Origin of the sequence: Spiractinospora alimapuensis (assembly GCF_018437505.1) — a bacterium.
GTDB classification, from domain to species: Bacteria; Actinomycetota; Actinomycetes; order Streptosporangiales; family Streptosporangiaceae; genus Spiractinospora; species Spiractinospora alimapuensis.
In genome coordinates this window covers 5,003,694-5,021,109 of sequence record NZ_CP072467.1, presented here as the reverse complement: position 1 = coordinate 5,021,109, position 17,416 = coordinate 5,003,694, and the positions used below count along the sequence as shown (strand labels likewise).

At 68.8% G+C, this 17,416-nt stretch carries 16 protein-coding genes and 1 CRISPR repeat array; of the genes, 4 read left to right on the top strand and 12 right to left on the bottom strand.

The genetic code is table 11. From position 1 onward, the window contains the following. Positions 1-59: 59 nt before the first annotated feature. A complete protein-coding gene (locus J4H86_RS23485; RefSeq protein WP_236540412.1) occupies positions 60-554 on the top strand; it encodes a M23 family metallopeptidase in 495 nt (164 codons plus the stop codon). 20 nt (positions 555-574) lie between these two features. Here the strand turns inward: J4H86_RS23485 and J4H86_RS23480 are convergent, their stop codons facing one another. Continuing rightward, entirely contained in the window at positions 575-1,459 is an 885-nt protein-coding gene (locus J4H86_RS23480; protein ID WP_236540410.1) for a tyrosine recombinase XerC, read from the bottom strand. Positions 1,460-2,368: 909 nt separating this feature from the next. Between J4H86_RS23480 and J4H86_RS23475 the strand changes: the two genes are divergently transcribed. From J4H86_RS23475 to dprA, 3 genes are all read left to right on the top strand, one after another. Further along, positions 2,369-2,722: a YraN family protein gene (locus J4H86_RS23475; protein WP_330932449.1), complete on the top strand. Its 354-nt coding sequence runs from the start codon at positions 2,369-2,371 to the stop codon at positions 2,720-2,722. Beyond that, positions 2,719-4,239, top strand: a complete 1,521-nt coding sequence (locus tag J4H86_RS23470; RefSeq protein ID WP_236540408.1) for a YifB family Mg chelatase-like AAA ATPase — start codon at positions 2,719-2,721, stop codon at positions 4,237-4,239. Before J4H86_RS23475 ends, J4H86_RS23470 begins: the two co-directional genes overlap by 4 nt. A 463-nt stretch (positions 4,240-4,702) precedes the next feature. After that, a complete protein-coding gene (dprA, locus tag J4H86_RS23465) occupies positions 4,703-5,854 on the top strand; it encodes a DNA-processing protein DprA (RefSeq protein ID WP_236540406.1) in 1,152 nt (383 codons plus the stop codon). Between the two features lie 91 nt (positions 5,855-5,945). Here dprA and J4H86_RS23460 read toward each other — a convergent pair whose 3' ends face one another. From J4H86_RS23460 to ftsY, 11 genes are all read right to left on the bottom strand, one after another. Further along, positions 5,946-6,266, bottom strand: coding sequence for a DUF2469 domain-containing protein (locus J4H86_RS23460; protein ID WP_236540404.1), 321 nt, complete (start codon positions 6,264-6,266; stop codon positions 5,946-5,948). A gap of 249 nt (positions 6,267-6,515) precedes the next feature. Then, positions 6,516-7,346 carry a signal peptidase I gene (gene lepB / locus J4H86_RS23455; protein ID WP_394356409.1) on the bottom strand — a complete coding sequence of 277 codons (831 nt, stop codon included), beginning with the start codon at positions 7,344-7,346 and terminating at the stop codon, positions 6,516-6,518. Positions 7,347-7,408: 62 nt separating this feature from the next. After that, positions 7,409-7,753, bottom strand: coding sequence for a 50S ribosomal protein L19 (gene rplS, locus J4H86_RS23450; protein WP_236540402.1), 345 nt, complete (start codon positions 7,751-7,753; stop codon positions 7,409-7,411). A 141-nt stretch (positions 7,754-7,894) separates the two neighbouring features. Beyond that, positions 7,895-8,728 carry a tRNA (guanosine(37)-N1)-methyltransferase TrmD gene (gene trmD, locus J4H86_RS23445; RefSeq protein ID WP_236544144.1) on the bottom strand — a complete coding sequence of 278 codons (834 nt, stop codon included), beginning with the start codon at positions 8,726-8,728 and terminating at the stop codon, positions 7,895-7,897. Positions 8,729-8,730: 2 nt separating this feature from the next. Next, the gene (rimM, locus tag J4H86_RS23440; RefSeq protein ID WP_236540400.1) at positions 8,731-9,231 is read right to left on the bottom strand and encodes a ribosome maturation factor RimM; all 501 of its coding nucleotides are present in this window, start codon (positions 9,229-9,231) and stop codon (positions 8,731-8,733) included. Positions 9,232-9,294: 63 nt separating this feature from the next. Beyond that, positions 9,295-9,537 (bottom strand): RNA-binding protein, encoded by a 243-nt coding sequence (locus J4H86_RS23435; RefSeq protein WP_236540399.1) that lies wholly within the window; start codon positions 9,535-9,537, stop codon positions 9,295-9,297. Between the two features lies 1 nt (position 9,538). After that, positions 9,539-10,039 carry a 30S ribosomal protein S16 gene (rpsP, locus tag J4H86_RS23430; protein WP_236540397.1) on the bottom strand — a complete coding sequence of 167 codons (501 nt, stop codon included), beginning with the start codon at positions 10,037-10,039 and terminating at the stop codon, positions 9,539-9,541. Between the two features lie 307 nt (positions 10,040-10,346). Beyond that, a complete protein-coding gene (ffh, locus tag J4H86_RS23425; RefSeq protein ID WP_236540396.1) occupies positions 10,347-11,945 on the bottom strand; it encodes a signal recognition particle protein in 1,599 nt (532 codons plus the stop codon). A 488-nt stretch (positions 11,946-12,433) separates the two neighbouring features. Beyond that, on the bottom strand, positions 12,434-13,735 hold the full coding sequence (locus J4H86_RS23420; protein ID WP_236540395.1) for a hypothetical protein: 1,302 nt from the start codon (positions 13,733-13,735) through the stop codon (positions 12,434-12,436). 351 nt (positions 13,736-14,086) lie between these two features. Continuing rightward, positions 14,087-15,397 (bottom strand): ammonium transporter, encoded by a 1,311-nt coding sequence (locus J4H86_RS23415; RefSeq protein ID WP_236540394.1) that lies wholly within the window; start codon positions 15,395-15,397, stop codon positions 14,087-14,089. Between the two features lie 201 nt (positions 15,398-15,598). After that, positions 15,599-16,777: a signal recognition particle-docking protein FtsY gene (gene ftsY, locus J4H86_RS23410; RefSeq protein WP_236540392.1), complete on the bottom strand. Its 1,179-nt coding sequence runs from the start codon at positions 16,775-16,777 to the stop codon at positions 15,599-15,601. 290 nt (positions 16,778-17,067) lie between these two features. Further along, positions 17,068-17,400: a CRISPR direct-repeat array (repeat unit 28 nt; unit sequence GGACCATCCCCGCGCGCGGGGAGCGGAC). Positions 17,401-17,416: the final 16 nt, after the last annotated feature.

Below are 17,416 nucleotides of genomic sequence, written 5' to 3'. Positions count from 1 at the left end.
GTCCACAGGGCGCGGACGGCGACTGGCGGGCCCACGGGTCCTGTCCCAGTGTGAACGCCATGACGACCCCACGCGTTCTTCTGCTCGCCGCCGCGCTCCTGTGCTCGGCCACGCCTCCGGCGCACGCGGACACCGCCCCCGGCCCCTGGACGTGGCCGCTTCGACCGGAGCCGGAGGTACTGCGCGGCTTCGCCCCGCCACCCGAGCCGTGGCTGTCCGGACACCGGGGAGTGGACTTGGCGGCGGACCCTGGCGATACGGTCCACGCGGCGGGCGCCGGGGTGGTGCGGTTCGCCGGAGACGTCGCGGGCACCCCTGTCGTGTCGGTGAGCCATGGCGACCTCCGCACCACCTACCTGCCCGTGGCCGGTGACGTCGCGCGGGGCGATGTCGTGGCCGCCGGGGAACCGGTGGGAACGCTCAGCGACCAGGGCCGGCACTGCGCGGACCGCGACTGCCTGCACTGGGGGCTGCTGCGCGGATCGGAGTACCGGGACCCGCTCGGCCTGCTGCGACTGACGGAGATCCGGCTGCTGCCCGTACCCCAGGGCTGAGTGCCTGGTGGAACAACGGGTCAGGCGCGGGGGTGGGCCTCCCGGTAGGCGCGGGTGAGGCGCTCGACCGAGACGTGGGTGTAGATCTGGGTGCTGGCCAGCGAGTTGTGCCCCAGGTACTCCTGGACACTGCGCAGGTCCGCGCCACCGTCGAGCAGGTGGGTGGCGGCGGAGTGGCGGAGGTCGTGCGGCGCGACGGTGCCGTCCTCCCGATCCATCCACGCGTGCACGTCCCGCCGCGCGGACGTCGGGCCGAGCCGCTGCCCCCGCGAGCCGAGGAACAGCGCCGGCCCACTGTTGGGACGCGCCCAGTGCGGCCGACCGCGCCAAGTCCACGCCCGCACCGCCTCCAGAGCGGGGATCCCGACGGGCACCATCCGCTCTCGCCCCCCTTTGCCTTGCAGCCGGGCCGTGCGGCGTTCCTGGTCGAGATCATCGATGTTGAGCGCGCAGAGCTCAGAAACCCGGGCCCCGCTGGCGTACAGGAGCTCGACGACGGCGCGACGCCGCAGTTCCATCGGTGTCTCCGCGGTGGACGACAGTGCCGCTCCGACGCGCTCCTCCGACACCACCGTCGGCAGGGACCGAACGGACTTGGACGACGCGAGAAGCGCCCCCGGGTCCTCCTCCAGCACCCCTTTCCGGTGCAGGTAGGCCGTGAACACCCGCACGACCGACGTCCGCCGCGCCAACGTCGCCCGGCTCGCCCCTTGGGCGTGCTGCCGCGCCAGCCATCCCCGAAGGACGGCCACGTCGACCCCCCGTAGGTCGGTGTCCCACTCACGCGCGTAATCCACAAGCGCCCGCAGGTCCCCGAGGTAAGCCCGCACCGTATGCGGCGACCTCCCCCGCTCCGCCCGCAGATATCGCTCGAAATCGTCGAGGATCTCCACGTCGCGACTCATACCCCGAGCTTAGAGAGTCCCACCCTCCCCCGCCGCCCAGCCCACCCAATGCGGGGAAACGTCCTGGGTCAATCCCCTCAGGAGTTAATCCCGGACCACCCGCCCACAAACCCTCCAGCCAAAGCGGCGGACCATCCCCGCCCGCGGGGAACAGACGACGACAAGTACTCCAGCGCTACGTGGCATGGGGGACCATCCCCGTGCGCGGGGAACAGACACTCGACTGGGTGACCCTTGATTTCTAATCAGAGGACCATCCCCGCGCGCGGGGAACAGACAGTCCGCGACCAGCGGACTTACCACTGGCAAGCGGCGAATTTCTTCACTTCTCGAAATTCCGACAAAACGGTCACCAATGCTCGCTCCCCGATTTGGCGGCGATCCGTGGCGGGTACCACCGCTTCTATCTTCCTACAGGAATCACGGCGGGAATCGATGATCCGACCGAGGGACCATACCCGCCCGCAGGGAACAGACAACGGAACCACCAACCCGTAAGCCAAAGACATGGGCCATCCAGGCGCGCGGGGAACGGACGAGGAGATCGCGTTCGGCGCGCGACTCAAGTTGGGATCATCCCCGCGTGCGGGGAAGAGACTCATCGAGCACATGGCGGGGCTTCGCGCGGGGGGACCATCCCCGCGCGCGGGGAGCGGACACTCCGCGACCTGCGGACTTACCGCTGGAAAGTGTCGAATTTCTTCACTTCTCGAAATTCCGACAAAACGGTCATTATTGCTTGCTCCCCGGTCCGGCAGTGCCACCGCTTCCAGCTTCCTACAGGAACCGCCGGCGCGACAGCCCTTCTGCTTCGAGGACCCGGTTCGTCCGCGCGTTATCCACAGGAATTCGCTGGGGGTCGCGGTGCGGCTCCGTGCGGCGCACAGTGGGGGCTGGGAGGTGGTCACGGTGGGTGGTGGCCTTGGGATGAAGGGTGAGGAGATCGCGGCGGAGTACCTGCGGCGGCGGGGGATGCGGATCCTGGCGCGGAACTGGCGTTGTCCGACGGGCGAGTTGGACATCATCGCCGCGTGGGGGGAGACGCTGGTGGCGGTGGAGGTGAAGACCCGCACCATGGGGCGGTACGCGTATCCGTTCCATCGGGTGACGCCGGAGAAGGTGGCTCGGCTACGGCGGCTGGTGCGGCGGTGGCGGACGCAGAGCGGCATGCGGTTTCGCTCCGTGCGCATCGACGCGGTGTCGGTCCTCCACACGATGGACGGTCGGTGGCACATCCGGCACCACCGTCGGGTCACCGGATGAGTCTCGCGCGGACGCACTCGGTGGCGTTGATCGGCGTGGACGGACACAGCATCGAGGTCGAGGCGCACCTGGGGTTCGGTTCGGCCTCACTGCACATCGTGGGGCTCCCCGACACCGCGCTGCGGGAGGCCCGGGAACGGATCCGGGCGGCGATCGTCAACAGTGGCGAACGATGGCCGGAGGCCGACATCACCGTCAGCCTGTCGCCCGCGAGCCTGCCCAAGCGGGGCAGCGGGTTCGACCTGGCGATCGCGGTGGCCGTGCTGGCGGCGAACCGTGCGGTCCCGCCGGAGCCGATCACGAACATGGTCCTTCTCGCGGAACTCGGACTCGACGGTCGAGTGCGGCCGGTCCAGGGCGTGCTGCCCGCGCTGCTCTCCCAGTCCCGAGAGGAGAGCGTCGACTGTGTGGTGTCGCGGGCGAACGCCGCCGAGGCCGCCCTGGCACCGAACGTCAAGGTCACCGGGGTGCACTCCTTGAGTGAACTCCTCGCCCGGCTCCGCGGCGAGCCCCTGCCCGACGCTCCACCCCTGCCCGCCCCAGAGCCTCCGCTTCCCGACCCGCACCGCCCCGACCTCGCCGAGGTCCTGGGCCAACCAGTGGGGCGGCGGGCGATCGAGATCGCGGCCGCCGGTGGGCACAACCTCCTGATGTTCGGCGGCCCGGGGACCGGGAAGAGCATGCTCGCCCGCCGCCTCCCCACGGTGTTGCCACCGTTGACCCGCCAGCAGGCTCTGGAGGTGACGGCGGTGCACTCGGTCGCGGGAGAGCTTCCCAACCACCAGCCCCTGATCACCGACCCCCCGTTCCGGGATCCGCACCACACCACCACCCGCGCCGCGCTGGTCGGAGGTGGCAGCGCCGTACTGCGCCCAGGAAGCGCGTCGCTGGCCCATCACGGGGTGCTGTTCCTCGACGAGGTGCCGGAGTTCACCCGCGGCGTGCTCGATGCCCTGCGGGAACCCGTCGAGACGGGCGAGATCGCGGTCGCCCGCTCCGCGGCCACCGCGCGGTTCCCCGCCCGGTTCCAGCTCGTCCTCGCGGCCAACCCCTGTCCATGCGGGAAACCCGGAGCGGCCTGCACCTGCCCGGGGACGGTGCGGCAGCGCTACTTCGCCAAGGTCTCCGGTCCGATGCTCGACCGGATCGACCTCAAACTCCAACTGTTCCCGGTTTCCCGCGCCGAGCTCCTCGCCGACCGCGGCATGGCCGAGACATCGGCGGTGGTCGCCGAACGCGTCCGCGCCGCACGCAAGCGTGCCGCCCGTCGTCTCCACGACACCCCGTGGCACAACAACGCACAAGTCCCTGGTGCGGACCTCCGGCGCCGTTTCCCTCTCCCCCACGAGGCCGTGGCGGTCCTGGGCCAAGCCCTGGAGCGGGGACGCATCACCGCCCGCGGCCTCGACCGTCTGCTCCGCGTCTCCTGGACCCTCGCCGACCTCGCCGGCCGCAACCGCCCCACCGTCGAGGACACCGGGCTCGCCCTCGCCCTGTGGTCCGGCCTCGACATCTGACCACGACCGCGCCTCCACCCCCGGGAGTGTGCATGAACAATCCTCCGAAGTGCCCAAACTCGCACCTCAGCCCGCCCGTGGCGGACCTCGCCAGCGCGACGTCCGGCGACCACACGTCCGACTCTCCGAAGCACCCGGTGCGGACGCTGTCCCGCACCGCCCCCTCTCCAAGCCCGCACCTGGCGGATTCCTCGGACCGGCAGAGGTTCGCATGGGAAACCCCCACCTCCGCGTCGTTCACACACATACGGTTACGCGCCCCGCCGAGCGAGAGCCTGACGAGGGTAACGACACTGGGCGCCACCTCGGCCGTCCATCGCGCGTCGGGTTCGCTCACCCATCCATTCCGACGGGTGCACACCGGATTCGACCCCGTCCTGCCCTCGCCGACAGTCGCCAGGAGTGCAAGACCAGCCACGTCCCCGGCCTCACTCACGACCAACACCACCCCTGGAGCCTGCGCATGGAAGAACGCCAGCGGGACGACGAGATCGAGGCCAGGCTGCGGCTGAGTCTGATCGCGGGGCCGACCGATCCGGTTCTCGGACGGTTGTTGCGGCGGTACGGGCACGCACGGGAGGTGTGGCGGGCCGTCGTTACGGGGGATCGGATCGAGCCGCCGGGAGACGTGGACGGGCGGGCCTTCAGTGAGCGGTTGCGCGGCCTCATCGGTCGGGCGAGACGGGTGACGGATCGGGGCGTGGCGGAGGCTCGCGATCGGGCGGGACAGTTCGGGGCACGCGTGGTGGTCCCGGGAGATCCGGAGTGGCCCACGCGGCTGGAGAGCCTGGGCACCGATCAGCCCTACCTGTTGTGGGTGCGGGGAAACGGAGACCTGCGCAACGCGTGCCTACGGTCGGCGGCGGTGATCGGCGCGCGGGCCGCGACCGACTACGGGATGTACGTCGCCGCGGAGCTGGGGTACGGACTGGCCGAGCGAGGATGGACGACGGTGAGCGGCGGCGCGTTCGGGATCGACGCCCAGGCGCATCGGGGTGCTCTCTCCGCCGGTGGCTGCACGGTGTCGGTGCTGGCCTGCGGCCCCGACATCGTCTATCCCCGCAGCCACGAGCGCCTGTTCGACGAGATCGTCGGCTCCGGTGTCCTGGTGAGTGAGCTTCCCCCGGGGCGGACACCGCGGCGGCACAGCTTTCTGGTGCGCAACCGGCTCATCGCCGCGCTCACGCCGGGAACGGTGGTGGTCGAGGCGGGGCGTCGCAGCGGCGCGATGAACACGGCGCACCACGCGGAGAACCTGCACCGTCCGGTGATGGCGGTGCCGGGACCGGTCACGTCGTCCCTGTCGGCCGGGTGCCACCACCTGTTGCGCGACTGGCAGGCGGTGTGCGTGAGGGACGCGGCCGACATCGTCGACCTCCTGGGCGAGCTCGACAACGACGTCCTGCCGGCAGGACGACCCCGCGCGGATCCCCTCACGCTGGGCGACTCGGCCCGTGCGGTCCTCGCCCACATGGACGAGACACACTGCGTCGCCCCGGCGACGCTCGCGCTCCGGGTCGGATGTGACGTCCCAGCCCTGCTCCGAGAGTTGGGCCTACTCGCCGCGGGCGGACTGGTGGAGCGGTCCGACGAGGGATGGCGTCGCACGCGATGACACGGTTCGTGTCCTTCCCCGCGCCAAGACATCCCAAGGCCAGCACGGCGACTCAGCGCGCGGAGGGTGGTGGGGGGTGCGCTACGGCGGATCAGTCTCCGGGGTCGGCGGGGAGGTCGAGATCACTCTTGGTGATCTCCTCGACGTTGACGTCCTTGAACGTGACCACGCGGACGTTCTTCACGAACCGGGCCGCCCGGTGCATGTCCCACACCCACGCGTCGGCCATGGTGACCTCGAAGTAGGTCTCCCCGGACTCGGTCGAGCGGGGCTGCAGGTCGACGTGGTTGGTGAGATAGAAGCGGCGCTCGGTCTCCACGACGTGCGTGAACAGGCCGACGACGTCGCGGTACTCGCGATAGAGCTGAAGCTCCATCTCGGCCTCGTACTTTTCCAGGTCCTCAGAACTCATCTCACAGCTCCGTTCTCGGTGACCCACCCGACAACCCGCCGCGTCCGCGCGGTGGCATCGGGCCGCTTCTGTCGCCGTCGCCCCCGATCGAGGAACCCCCATTCAACGTCCGACACGAGGGCCGGGACCAATGCTCCCACTCCATACTCAACTACGTGTCAACACGCTGTGACTTGGGAACGGGTCAAATCGCTGTTGAACGGGCCACCATGATCCGTTTTCGGACGCCCGGTTCCGAGTGAACGCTGGTCAGAGAGTCCCCAGGCGGTTGAGCGGCCACACTGTGACAAACGCTCGACCCACGACGGATTCTTCCGAGATCGTTCCGCCACCTGGGTCACCCTGGTGGGTACGCGAGTCGTAGGAGATCGCACGGTGATCGCCCATCACCCAGAGTCGCCCCTCTTCGACGGTGACGGGACCGAACTCCTGGTGGGTCTCGAGGCTGCCGGGGTAGAGGTAGGGCTCGTCGATGGGCTCATCGTTGACGACGACACGGTTCTGCTCGTCGCAGCACTCCACCGTGTCGCCGGGCAGGCCGATGACGCGCTTGACGTACTCCTTGCCCGTGGGTGCGAGGCCGAGAGTCTGCCCCACCCAGGTGAACGCCCCGGACACGGGGTTGTCCGGCTCCGGCTCGGCCACCTCGGTGTCCTCGTCCCAGGAGTCTGAGCCGTTGAAGACCACGACGTCGCCGCGTTCGATGTCGCGGAGCTGGTACACCACCTTGTTGACCAATATCCGGTCACCGACGAGGAGGGTGTCCTCCATCGACTTCGAGGGGATGTAGAAGGGCTGGACCACCCAGGTCTTGATCGCGAACGCGATGACGACCGCGATGATGACAAGAATCGGGAGTTCCTTCCAGAAGGAACCCTTGTCCTCGCTCTTCTCGCGATCCTTCGAACTCATTCCCGCGTCCGGCCCATCCCCGTCGTCGGCTTTGCCCTGAGGGACCTCGGGTGTAGCGCTACTCCCGAGGTCCTCCGCCGCGGCGTCGCCCCCGGCGCGATCACTCCCGCCCCCGTCCTCGGCGTTGGGGGCAGTGGAGGCGCCGGGGTCGAGTTCATCGTTGCTCATTGGCTCCGAAGCTTAGCCGAGAAAGCCTGGCACCGAGGGGAATACGTGGTGTGTCGACAAAGTTACCGACGCTCGGGGATACGGGCCTTCTTGCCGCGCAGCGAACGCAGGTAGTAGAGCTTGGCGCGGCGCACGCGGCCACGGGCGGACACCTCGAGCTTCTCGATCACCGGCGAGTGCACCGGGAAGGTCCGCTCAACGCCAACGCCATAGCTGATCTTGCGGACGGTGAACGTCTCGCGCAGACCGCCACGCTGACGGCGAATGACCACGCCCTTGAAAACCTGGATACGGGAGCGAGAGCCCTCTGTGACGCGCACGTGCACGTTCACCGTGTCCCCGGGACGAAAATCGGGAAGGTCGGTTCGCAGCAGGTCCTTCTCAAGCTCCTGGATTGCGGTGTGCATCTGGCGTCGTTTCCTCTTCGATTGCGCGCCACGGCATAACGCTGCGCGGTTCTTCTCGGGCGTCTAGTGGTCCCCCGTGAACAGTCCCCACCGGGTCCTTTGGGGTAGGGGCGCATAGTCAAGCGCAGTCGGGCGACCAATTCAGTCTGCCATATCCACAGAACTGCTTGGCCAACCCTCCTCTGCCAGCACCTCTCTATCACGGGCGTCGAGGTCCTCGGACGCGTGGCCCCGTAGGAGCTCCGGGCGGTTGCGCACCGTTTTGCGCAGCGCCTCGTCCCGTCGCCAGCGATCGATCGCACCGTGGTGGCCCGACAGTAGGACGGGCGGCACCTCTCTCCCCCGCCACACCGGGGGTTTGGTGTAGACGGGACCCTCGACGAGGTGGGACATGGCCCCTTCGGCGAAGGAGTCCTGCACCGCGGACTCCGAGTTGCCCAGGACGCCCGGCAACAGGCGCGCGATCGCCTCGATCATGACGAGCGTCGCCACCTCACCCCCGGCCAACACGTAGTCGCCGATACTGAGTTCCTCCACCGGCATCCGCGTGGCCGCCTCCTCGGCGAACCGGGCGTCGATCCCCTCGTAACGACCACAGGCGAACACCAGCCACGGCTCACGGGCCAGGCGTTCGGCGTCACGTTGGGTGAAGACGGCGCCGCTGGGTGTGGGAACGATGAGCCGCGGCACCTCGGCCGTGGGGACCCCACCGGCGTCGGCACCGGATGCCTCGTCGGCCGAGGACGCTCCAGAGGTGACACTGGTCAACGCCTCGTTCCACGGTTCCGGGAGCATGACCATCCCGGGGCCACCCCCACTGGGGGTGTCGTCCACGGTGTTGTGCCGGTCGTGGGTCCAGGACCGCAGGTCGTGCACGCCGATGGTGAGGAGTTCGCGCTGCTGTGCCTTGCCCATCAGGGAGAGGTCGAGGGGCGCGAAGTAGTCCCGGAAGATGGTGATGATGTCGATCCGCACGGTCACAGCTCCAACAGGCCGGGTGGCGGGTCGACGACAAGCCGGCCACGCACCGGGTCGACCGTCGGCACGATGTCCCGGACGAACGGCACCAGGACCTCGTCTCCGGTCGGAGTGTCGATGACCAACAGGTCCTGGGAGTGATGCAGGACATCTGCCACGGTGCCGACCTCCTGGCCTGCCGCGGTGACCACGGCGAGCCCCAGCAGTTCGGCGTCGTGGAACTCGTCGGGGTCCGCCGAGCCCAGCGCCTCCGTGGCGTCCACCACGAGTGTGAGCCCACGGAGTTCCTCCGCGGCGGTGCGGTCGCTGATCCCGCTGAAGCGCACGATCAGACGCCCCGCGTGGTACTTGCGGGTGGCGATGGTCAGGGACCGTCCCGACTCGGTGTCCAGCCGGGCGCCCTTGGCGAAGCGGATGTCGGGGTCGTCGGTGCGTACGTCGATGGCCACGTCACCGCGGACCCCGTGCGCACGACCGACCCGGCCGACGACAAGTTTCATTGTGGTGAGCCTCCGTCGTGGCTGGCGGCTCCGGGGGAACGCGAACGCCTCCCCCCGGAGCACTCAGCGCACTTCGTTCAGCTCCAGCAGGTCGACGCGCACATAGCGCCCACCTGAGAGCGCGCCGATGACGGTACGGAGGGATTCCGCGGTGCGGCCCTTACGCCCGATGACCTTCCCGAGGTCGTCGGCGTGGACACGCGCCTCCAGAACCTTGCCCTTCCGCAGCCGCCGCGCCCGCACCTGAACATCGTCCGGCCTCTCGACGATGCCCTTGACAAGATGTTCAAGCGCTTCTTCGAGCACGTTAGCCCTCGTCCTTCGCTGTGGCGGTCTCGGCGGCCTCGCCCGCCTTCTCGGACTCGTCGCCCTTCGCGGACTTACTCGCCTCGGACTTCTCCGACTTGTCGGCCTTGTCCGACTTCTCGGACTTCTTGCCGCCCTTGCCCTTGTCGTCGGAGCCGGGCAGCACGAGTTCCTTCAGCACGGCCTGGAACTCGGCTTCCTTGTCCGGCTTCGGGGCAGCGGTCTTCATCGGCGGCGGAGCGGGCAGGCCCTTGAACTGCTGCCAGTCACCGGTCAGCCGAAGAATACGGTTCACCGGGGCGGTGGGCTGGGCGCCGACCGAGAGCCAGTACTGCGCCCGCTCGGAGTTCACCTCGATGAAGCTCGGCTCCTCGAGCGGGTGGTACTTGCCGATCTCCTCGATGGCCTTGCCGTCACGCTTGGTGCGCGAGTTGGCCACGACGATGCGGTACTGCGGCGTACGGATCTTCCCCATACGCTTGAGTTTGATCTTGACTGCCACTGGTGTGGTCTTCTCCTCGTGCGAAACGATCGCCCCGCCGACGAACACGTGGGGTTGTGACATCGACGTGGGCAGCGACGTGGGTGCACAGGCAAGTAGAGGGCCGACCCGTAGCACCGTTAGTCGACTTCTCATTGTGCCAGATTCGCGCGACGATCCGAGCACGTTGCGGCGTGTCGGCGGCGCGGTCTGGGCCACAGGCCACGCGAGTCACGAACGGTGTGACCGCCCGCCCCACCACGGACGACGGGTTCGTGGTTCCGATGTCGGCGGGCCGCACCAGAACCACGCTCCGTGTCAGCTCCTGTCAGTCCTTGGGGAACTTCAGGCCGGACAGGTCGGGCATCCCCGCGCCGCCGCCGAGGCCCGGCGGGAGTTTGGGGTTGCCGCCGCCCCCGAGGCCCGGCGGAAGAGCGTCGGGCTTGGCGCCCTCTTCCTTGCGACGCTCGCGTTCCGCTGCCCGCGCGGCCTCGTCCTGCTTGGCCTTGGCGGGGTTTCCGCTGCGCTGGCGGCCCTTCTTCTTCTTTTCCGCCTTGGCGGCCTTCTTCCGGCCACCTCCCATACCCGGGATCCCCGGCATGCCCGGCATACCGGGGATGCCGCCGCCGGACTGCATGGCCTTCAGCGCCTTCTGTGCCTCGAAGAACCGGGTCACCAGGCCGCTGACATCGCTGACCTCGGTGCCGGAACCCTTGGCGATACGCGCGCGCCGGGACCCGTTCAGCATCTTCGGGTCCGCGCGCTCGTCCGGCGTCATCGAACGGATGATGGCGGTGATCCGGTCCAGATCCTTGTCGTCGATGTTGGCGACTTGATCCCGCATCTGCCCCATGCCGGGCATCATCCCGAGCAGGTTGCCGATCGGACCGAGCCGACGCACCATCTGCATCTGCTCCAGGAAGTCCTCGAGGGTGAGCTGCTCACCCGAGGTGAACTTCCCGGCCATCCGCTCGGCCTCGTCCTCGTCGAACGTGCGCTGCGCCTGTTCGATCAGGGTGAGGACGTCACCCATGTCGAGGATGCGCGACGCCATCCGGTCCGGGTGGAAGAGGTCGAAGTCCTCGAGTTTCTCGCCCGTGGCCGCGAACATGATTGGACGCCCGGTGACGTGGCGGATCGACAGCGCGGCACCACCACGCGCGTCGCCGTCCAGCTTGGTGAGGGCGACCGCGTCGTAGCCCACACCCTCGAGGAAGGCCTCGGCGGTGTTGACGGCGTCCTGGCCGATCATGGCGTCGACCACGAACAGGATCTCGTCAGGGCTGACGGCGTCGCGGATGTCGGCCGCCTGGCGCATCATCTCCTCATCGACACCCAACCGGCCGGCGGTGTCGATGATGACGACGTTGTGGTTCTGCCTCTTGGCCTGCTCGATGGAATCCCGCGCCACCGAGACGGGGTCCCCCACACCGTTGCCCGGCTCCGGCGCGTAGACGGGGACACCAGCACGCTCACCGACGACCTGCAACTGGGTCACGGCGTTGGGGCGCTGCAGGTCCGCCGCCACCAGAAGCGGGGTGTTGCGCTGCTGCGAAAGCCACTTGGCGAGCTTTCCGGCGAGGGTGGTCTTACCCGCACCCTGCAAGCCGGCCAGCATGATGACCGTGGGCGGAGTCTTGGCGTAGCGGATCTCCCGGGTCTCGCCGCCGAGGATCTCCACCAGTTCCTCGTTGACGATCTTGATGACCTGCTGCGCGGGGTTCAGCGCCTTGGAAACCTCGGCGCCACGCGCCCGTTCCTTGACGCGCGCGATGAAGGCACGCACGACCGGGAGTGCGACGTCTGCTTCCAACAGCGCGAGGCGGATCTCGCGTGCGGTGGAATTGATGTCCTCCTCCGACAGGCGACCTTTGCCGCGCAGCGAGGTGAACACCGATGCGAGTCGGTCAGAAAGCGTCTCGAACACGTCTGGGGCCAGTCCTTCATCTCGGGAGTGGGTTCCAGGCTACCGCTCCTCCCGGAGGTTGCCCCAGCCTTCGGCAAGGAGCGGAATCCGGGCCGGGACACCTGATTCCTGTCGTTGTCTCCGCATACCTGTTCCTGGGGACATTCTCCCGTGTGCACCGTCGACCAGTCGAGTCAGAACCGGGGTGGAGTCACGGCGCGGGGGTGAGGAGTGGCGGAGTCGAGGCCCCGAGTGAGGCCTGGCGCGAATCGCCCGGCACCCCCTTGGGTGCGGCCTTCCCTTCGGACACGGTACGGGGAGGGCGCCGCGGCCCCACGGCGTCGGTCGCCGTGCGCGGCTCCGCGATGGGTGGCCCCGCACACGCGTTCACGGGCTCCGGCGCGGCGGGTCGGGTACCCGTCCCCGCGGTTCCGCCCTCGAACGCCGGGCGGGGCGGAGCGCCGACACCAGTGTCTGTCGGCCCTTCCGCCCCGCCCGGGGGAACGCGGTTACTCGCCCTCGGTCTCCTCTTGGGCGTCGGGGTCCTCGGACTCAGCGTCCTGGTCGGCGTTCTCGTCCTCGGCACCGCCCGCGCGCTCCAGGGTCGCGTCGCGCTGCTCTTCCAGGTTCTCGATCAGGTCCTCGACCTGGCCGCCGCTGAGGGACCGGGTGGAGATCTTGGCCTCGGCGCTCACCTCGTAGGTCTCCGGTGAGGTGCTGGGCTCCAAGGCGAAGTCCACGTCGCACGACAGCCCCACCGAGTCGTCCGGGTCGAGGCTCTCCGTCGCGCTGCAGGTCTCCTCACCGAGGTCCTCGTTGGTAACCGTCGCGTCCATCCGCACCCGGATCGCGCCGTCGGACTCCCTGCCGGAAGTGTCCTGGACCGTCTGGTCGACGGTGCACGCGCCGCCGGTTTGGCACTCGAAGCCGAGCTCCTCGTCCAGAGCGACCTCCATCCGGGCGTCGCGCGCGGAGGTGAGGTCGTCGGCCTCCTCCAGGGCGGTGTCGTAGAGGCTCTCGATCTCCTCGGTCTCCAGGGGCCGCAGGGAGACGTCGGTCCGGGCCCCGGGAGTGTTGTCCTCCGCGGCCTCCTCCTCGGCGCCTTCCTCGTCCTCGGCGCCTTCCTCGTCCTCGGCGTCTTCGTCCTCGCCGCCAGCACCACCGGTCAGCTCCGCGATCTGGATGCGCAGGACCTGGTGCGGATCGTCCTGCGTCACCCACATCTCGCCGCCGGCGAGTGGGATCCGCAGTGCCGCGACACCGTCGACGTCGTCCTCCACCGCGCCCTCCGCGCCGGGCGCGGGAGCCTGTTCGGTCAGGAACGCGGCGAGGTCCTCGGGTGTGAGGACATCGGCGAAGTCCACCACGAACTGGTCGCTCGGGACACGTACCCAGTTGTCGGCGTAGGTGTCGGAGTCGACGTTGAAGAAGGACGTCTGGCCGAGCCAGTAGTCGTCGTCCGCGGAGACGAACGTCGCGTCGTTGAGCTCCAGCACGGTGGCGGAGACTCCGTCGACGTCGACCGATCCCCGGGTGGCCCCGGTGTCGGTGACGCTCATCGCGATGTCGAAGGGGTTCTCGCCGTCGGAGTCGGCCATCCGACCCTCGAACTCGGCGGCGGGCCAACTCGCGAGGTCCTCGATGGCCGCCTCCGCGATGGGAGCCGCGTCGGTGGTCTCCTCTTCCTCCGGGGCGTCGTCACCCCCTGGCCGCAGGTGACTGAGATCGATCGCACACCCCGAGCTGATCAGGGCAAACCCAGTAATGGTTGCGGCGGCCACCAGAAACCGCCCGGATCCTACTGCTGACATTTCGCCTCCTGCCGCTGCCATACGTTCCGGCCGTACGCCACAGCGCGCGAGCTGAACTTCGGGTTGAACGCCTATGCGGCCGGGACAGCGACGAGAGACGTCGGCACGGATCCGAGTCTCGTCTGCGCCGTTATATCGGAATCGGCCTCGCATGTCTGCATACCCGACCTAGGGTAGCGAACATCAGATTCGTTCCAGGACAGCACAGGGACGACAACTCTCCGTGTCGCCACATCGTTGACCTGCGGGTTTCCGTGGCATGCCATCGGGCCGGCGTCGAGATCGACACCGGCCCTGGATGGCCCTGGCCACTGATGGACGCGGATCTGGTGATCGCGGCGTTGAGATCACCTAGCCCCGCGGCGGCGAGGGCACCTCCTCGCCCGGAGGCGTCGGCGAGGAGAGCTCGTCGGTCAGGGAATCCTCCAGGATGTAGGCGTTCTCGGCGTGGAGCTCGACGTCCACACCGTTGGTCTCCACCTCTTCGGGGAGACGGAAGCCGATGACGGCGTCGATCGTCTTCCCGATGACGAAGGTCACAGCGAAGGAGTAGGCGAGCACCCCGACCACGCTGACCGCCTGCGCGGCGAGAAGACCGGCTCCCCCACCGAACAGCAGGCCGTCGACGCCCTCGCCGGCGGCTGCCGAGGAGATGAATCCGATGGCGAGGCAACCGACGATGCCGGCGACCATGTGCAGGCCGACGACATCCAGTGCGTCGTCGTAGCCCAGCTTGTACTTCCAGCTGATCGCGTAGGCGCACACGCCGCCCGCGAGCACGCCCACGATCGCCGCGCCGACCGGCGTGACGGTGCTCGCCGCGGGCGTGATGCCCACGAGTCCGGCGATGATGCCCGAGGCGAAGCCGAACGCGGACACCTTCCCGTAGCGCAGCCGTTCGACCAGCAGCCACGCCAGCGCCGCACCAGCCACGGCGACCTGGGTGTTGACCAGTGCCAGGCCGGCGACCTCGTCGGCGGCGTAGGCGGAGCCGGCATTGAAACCGAACCACCCGAACCACAGCAGCGCCGCGCCGAGGAGAACGAAGGGCAGGTTGTGCGGCCGGCCGAGGCCGGGGCCGAATCCCTTGCGCCGGCCCAGCACCAGCGCCAGGGCAAGGGCCGCCGCGCCGGCGTTGATGTGGACCGCCGTCCCACCGGCGAAGTCGATGACGTTGGCGCCGCCGATCTCGATGTCCTCGACCCAACCGCCGCCCCACACCCAGTGGGCGACGGGGAAGTAGACGAGGATCGCCCAGACCGGGACGAAGACCATCCAGGCGCCGATCTTGGCGCGGTCGGCGATGGCGCCGCTGATGAGCGCCACGGTAATCACGGCGAACATCATCTGGAAGCCGACGTCCACCATCACGGGGATGCCGACTTCCTCGTCGATCGCCATGGTGATGCCGCGGAGACCCACCTCACTGAACCCACCGACGAACGGGTTGGCGGCACCGCCGTCGGTGTAGGTGAGGGACCACCCAACGAGGATCCACGTGAGGCTCACCAGCGCGATCGCGGTGAAGCTCATCAGCATCATGTTGATGACGCTCTTCGCGCGGGACAGCCCGCCGTAGAAGAACGCCAGGCCTGGGGTCATGAGCATCACCAGCGCGGCGCAGATCAGCAACCACGCGGTGTAGCCGGAATCGATGTCCATGTCGTGCTACGCCTCCAGCTCCGGAATGCGGGGAGTGACTCGCGACTGGCCACATCGCGGGCGCGCCGTTGAGCTCGACTATGGCCGTTGCGGCCAGCATCCCGTCGGCGTGTTACCCGGTTCCGGCACCGGTGTTGCGGAGACGTAAAGACCCCGAGTGTCACGTAAACAGCAGGTGAATCGGGGTGCGGGTGGTGAACCTCAGCTCGAGGGGGTGTCCAGGATCGCGTCGACGAAGACCTCCGGGTCGAACGGCGCGAGGTCGTCAGGCCCCTCGCCCAGACCGACGAGCTTGACCGGGACGCCGAGCTCGCGCTGCACCTGGATGACGATGCCGCCCTTCGCGGTTCCGTCGAGCTTGGTCAGCACGATGCCGGTGATGTCCACGACCTCGGCGAAGACCTGCGCCTGCCGCAGACCGTTCTGACCGGTGGTCGCGTCCAGCACGAGCAGGACCTCGTCCACGGTGGCCTTCTTCTCGATGACCCGCTTCACCTTGCCCAGCTCGTCCATGAGCCCGGTCTTGGTGTGCAGCCGGCCCGCCGTGTCCACGATCACCGTGTCGGACTGGGTCTCGATTCCCTTCGCCACCGTGTCGAAGGCGACGCTCGCCGGGTCCGCTCCTTCGTCGCGGCGAATGACCTCCGCGCCGACGCGGCTCCCCCAGGTTTCGAGCTGGTCGGCGGCGGCGGCGCGGAAGGTGTCCGCTGCGCCCAACACGACCGTGCGCCCGTCCCCCACCAGGGCCCGGCCGAGTTTTCCGCAGGTGGTGGTCTTCCCGGTTCCGTTCACTCCGACCACCATCAGCACGGCGGGTTCCCCGCCGTGCGGCTCGGTGCGGACCTCGCGCGGAAGGTCGGGGTTGAGCTGGGTGAGCAGTTCGGTGCGGAGCATGTCGCGAACCTGGTCTCCGCTGGCCGCGCCCAACACCTTCGCCTTGGTGCGCAGGTCCTCCACGATCTGGGCCGCGGTGGTCGCGCCGACGTCGGAGGTGACGAGGGTGTCCTCGATCTCCTCCCAGGTCTCGTCGTCGAGCTTGTCGCTCGACAGCAACTCCAACAGTTGCCGCCCCAGCAACGACTGCGACCGCGCCAGCCGGGCCCGCAGCCGCACCATCCGCCCCTCCGACGGCGGCGGCGTCTCGAGCGCGGGGGCCTCCGGCGCTGCCTCAACGGGTGCTGCGGGAGCGCCCTTCGACGGCTCCTCCACCTCCTCCGCGGCAGGCGCCTCCGGAGCGGCGGTGGCCTCAGCCGTCCCGCCCTCGGTCTCCCGTGGTGGGGCACTGGGCTTCCGCGATCGCAGCAGGAACGCCCCGCCCAGCACCAGGATGACGAGCAGAGCCACACCGAGGGCAACAAAAGTGGCGAGCGTTTGGTCCATAACCTGCTAACTCTCCCAAGCTCCTGGCAGAGGCCAAGAGGATCAGTCACACGGTCAAAACGCGCGCCCCATGCGGGAGGTGCCACCGTCCCGTCCACGATGACGCACACCCGGACGCGTCATCCCACGGGTCGACGCGGTATCCGATCGTGACGGAAACCGTCATAGCCCATCCCCGCGTGCGCGGAGCTCACGATCCACGAGGCTACCTACATCACCGGCCTCACCGGTCCACCCCCACGTGCGAGGGGCTCACGACCCACAGGATGTCATCGTCCAGTACGGACGTCGGTCCATCCCCAGGCGCGGGGAGCGGACTTCACCCAAACCCCTGAGGGTGCCGCCCTGGCTGGACCATCCCCGCGCGCGGGGAGCGGACTTCGGCCTCCCTAGTCACAACTGTCCTGGCCAGGGACCATCCCCGCGCGCGGGGAGCGGACGAATAGGTATCCCGTCGCTGTGCAGATCAGGGAGGACCATCCCCGCGCGCGGGGAGCGGACGTATCGTGACGGTAACCAAGAACCGTCATGTGAGGACCATCCCCGCGCGCGGGGAGCGGACGAGTGCGGGTTCGAGAGCGACAGCGACCACGTGGGACCATCCCCGCGCGCGGGGAGCGGACACTCCGCGACCAGGGG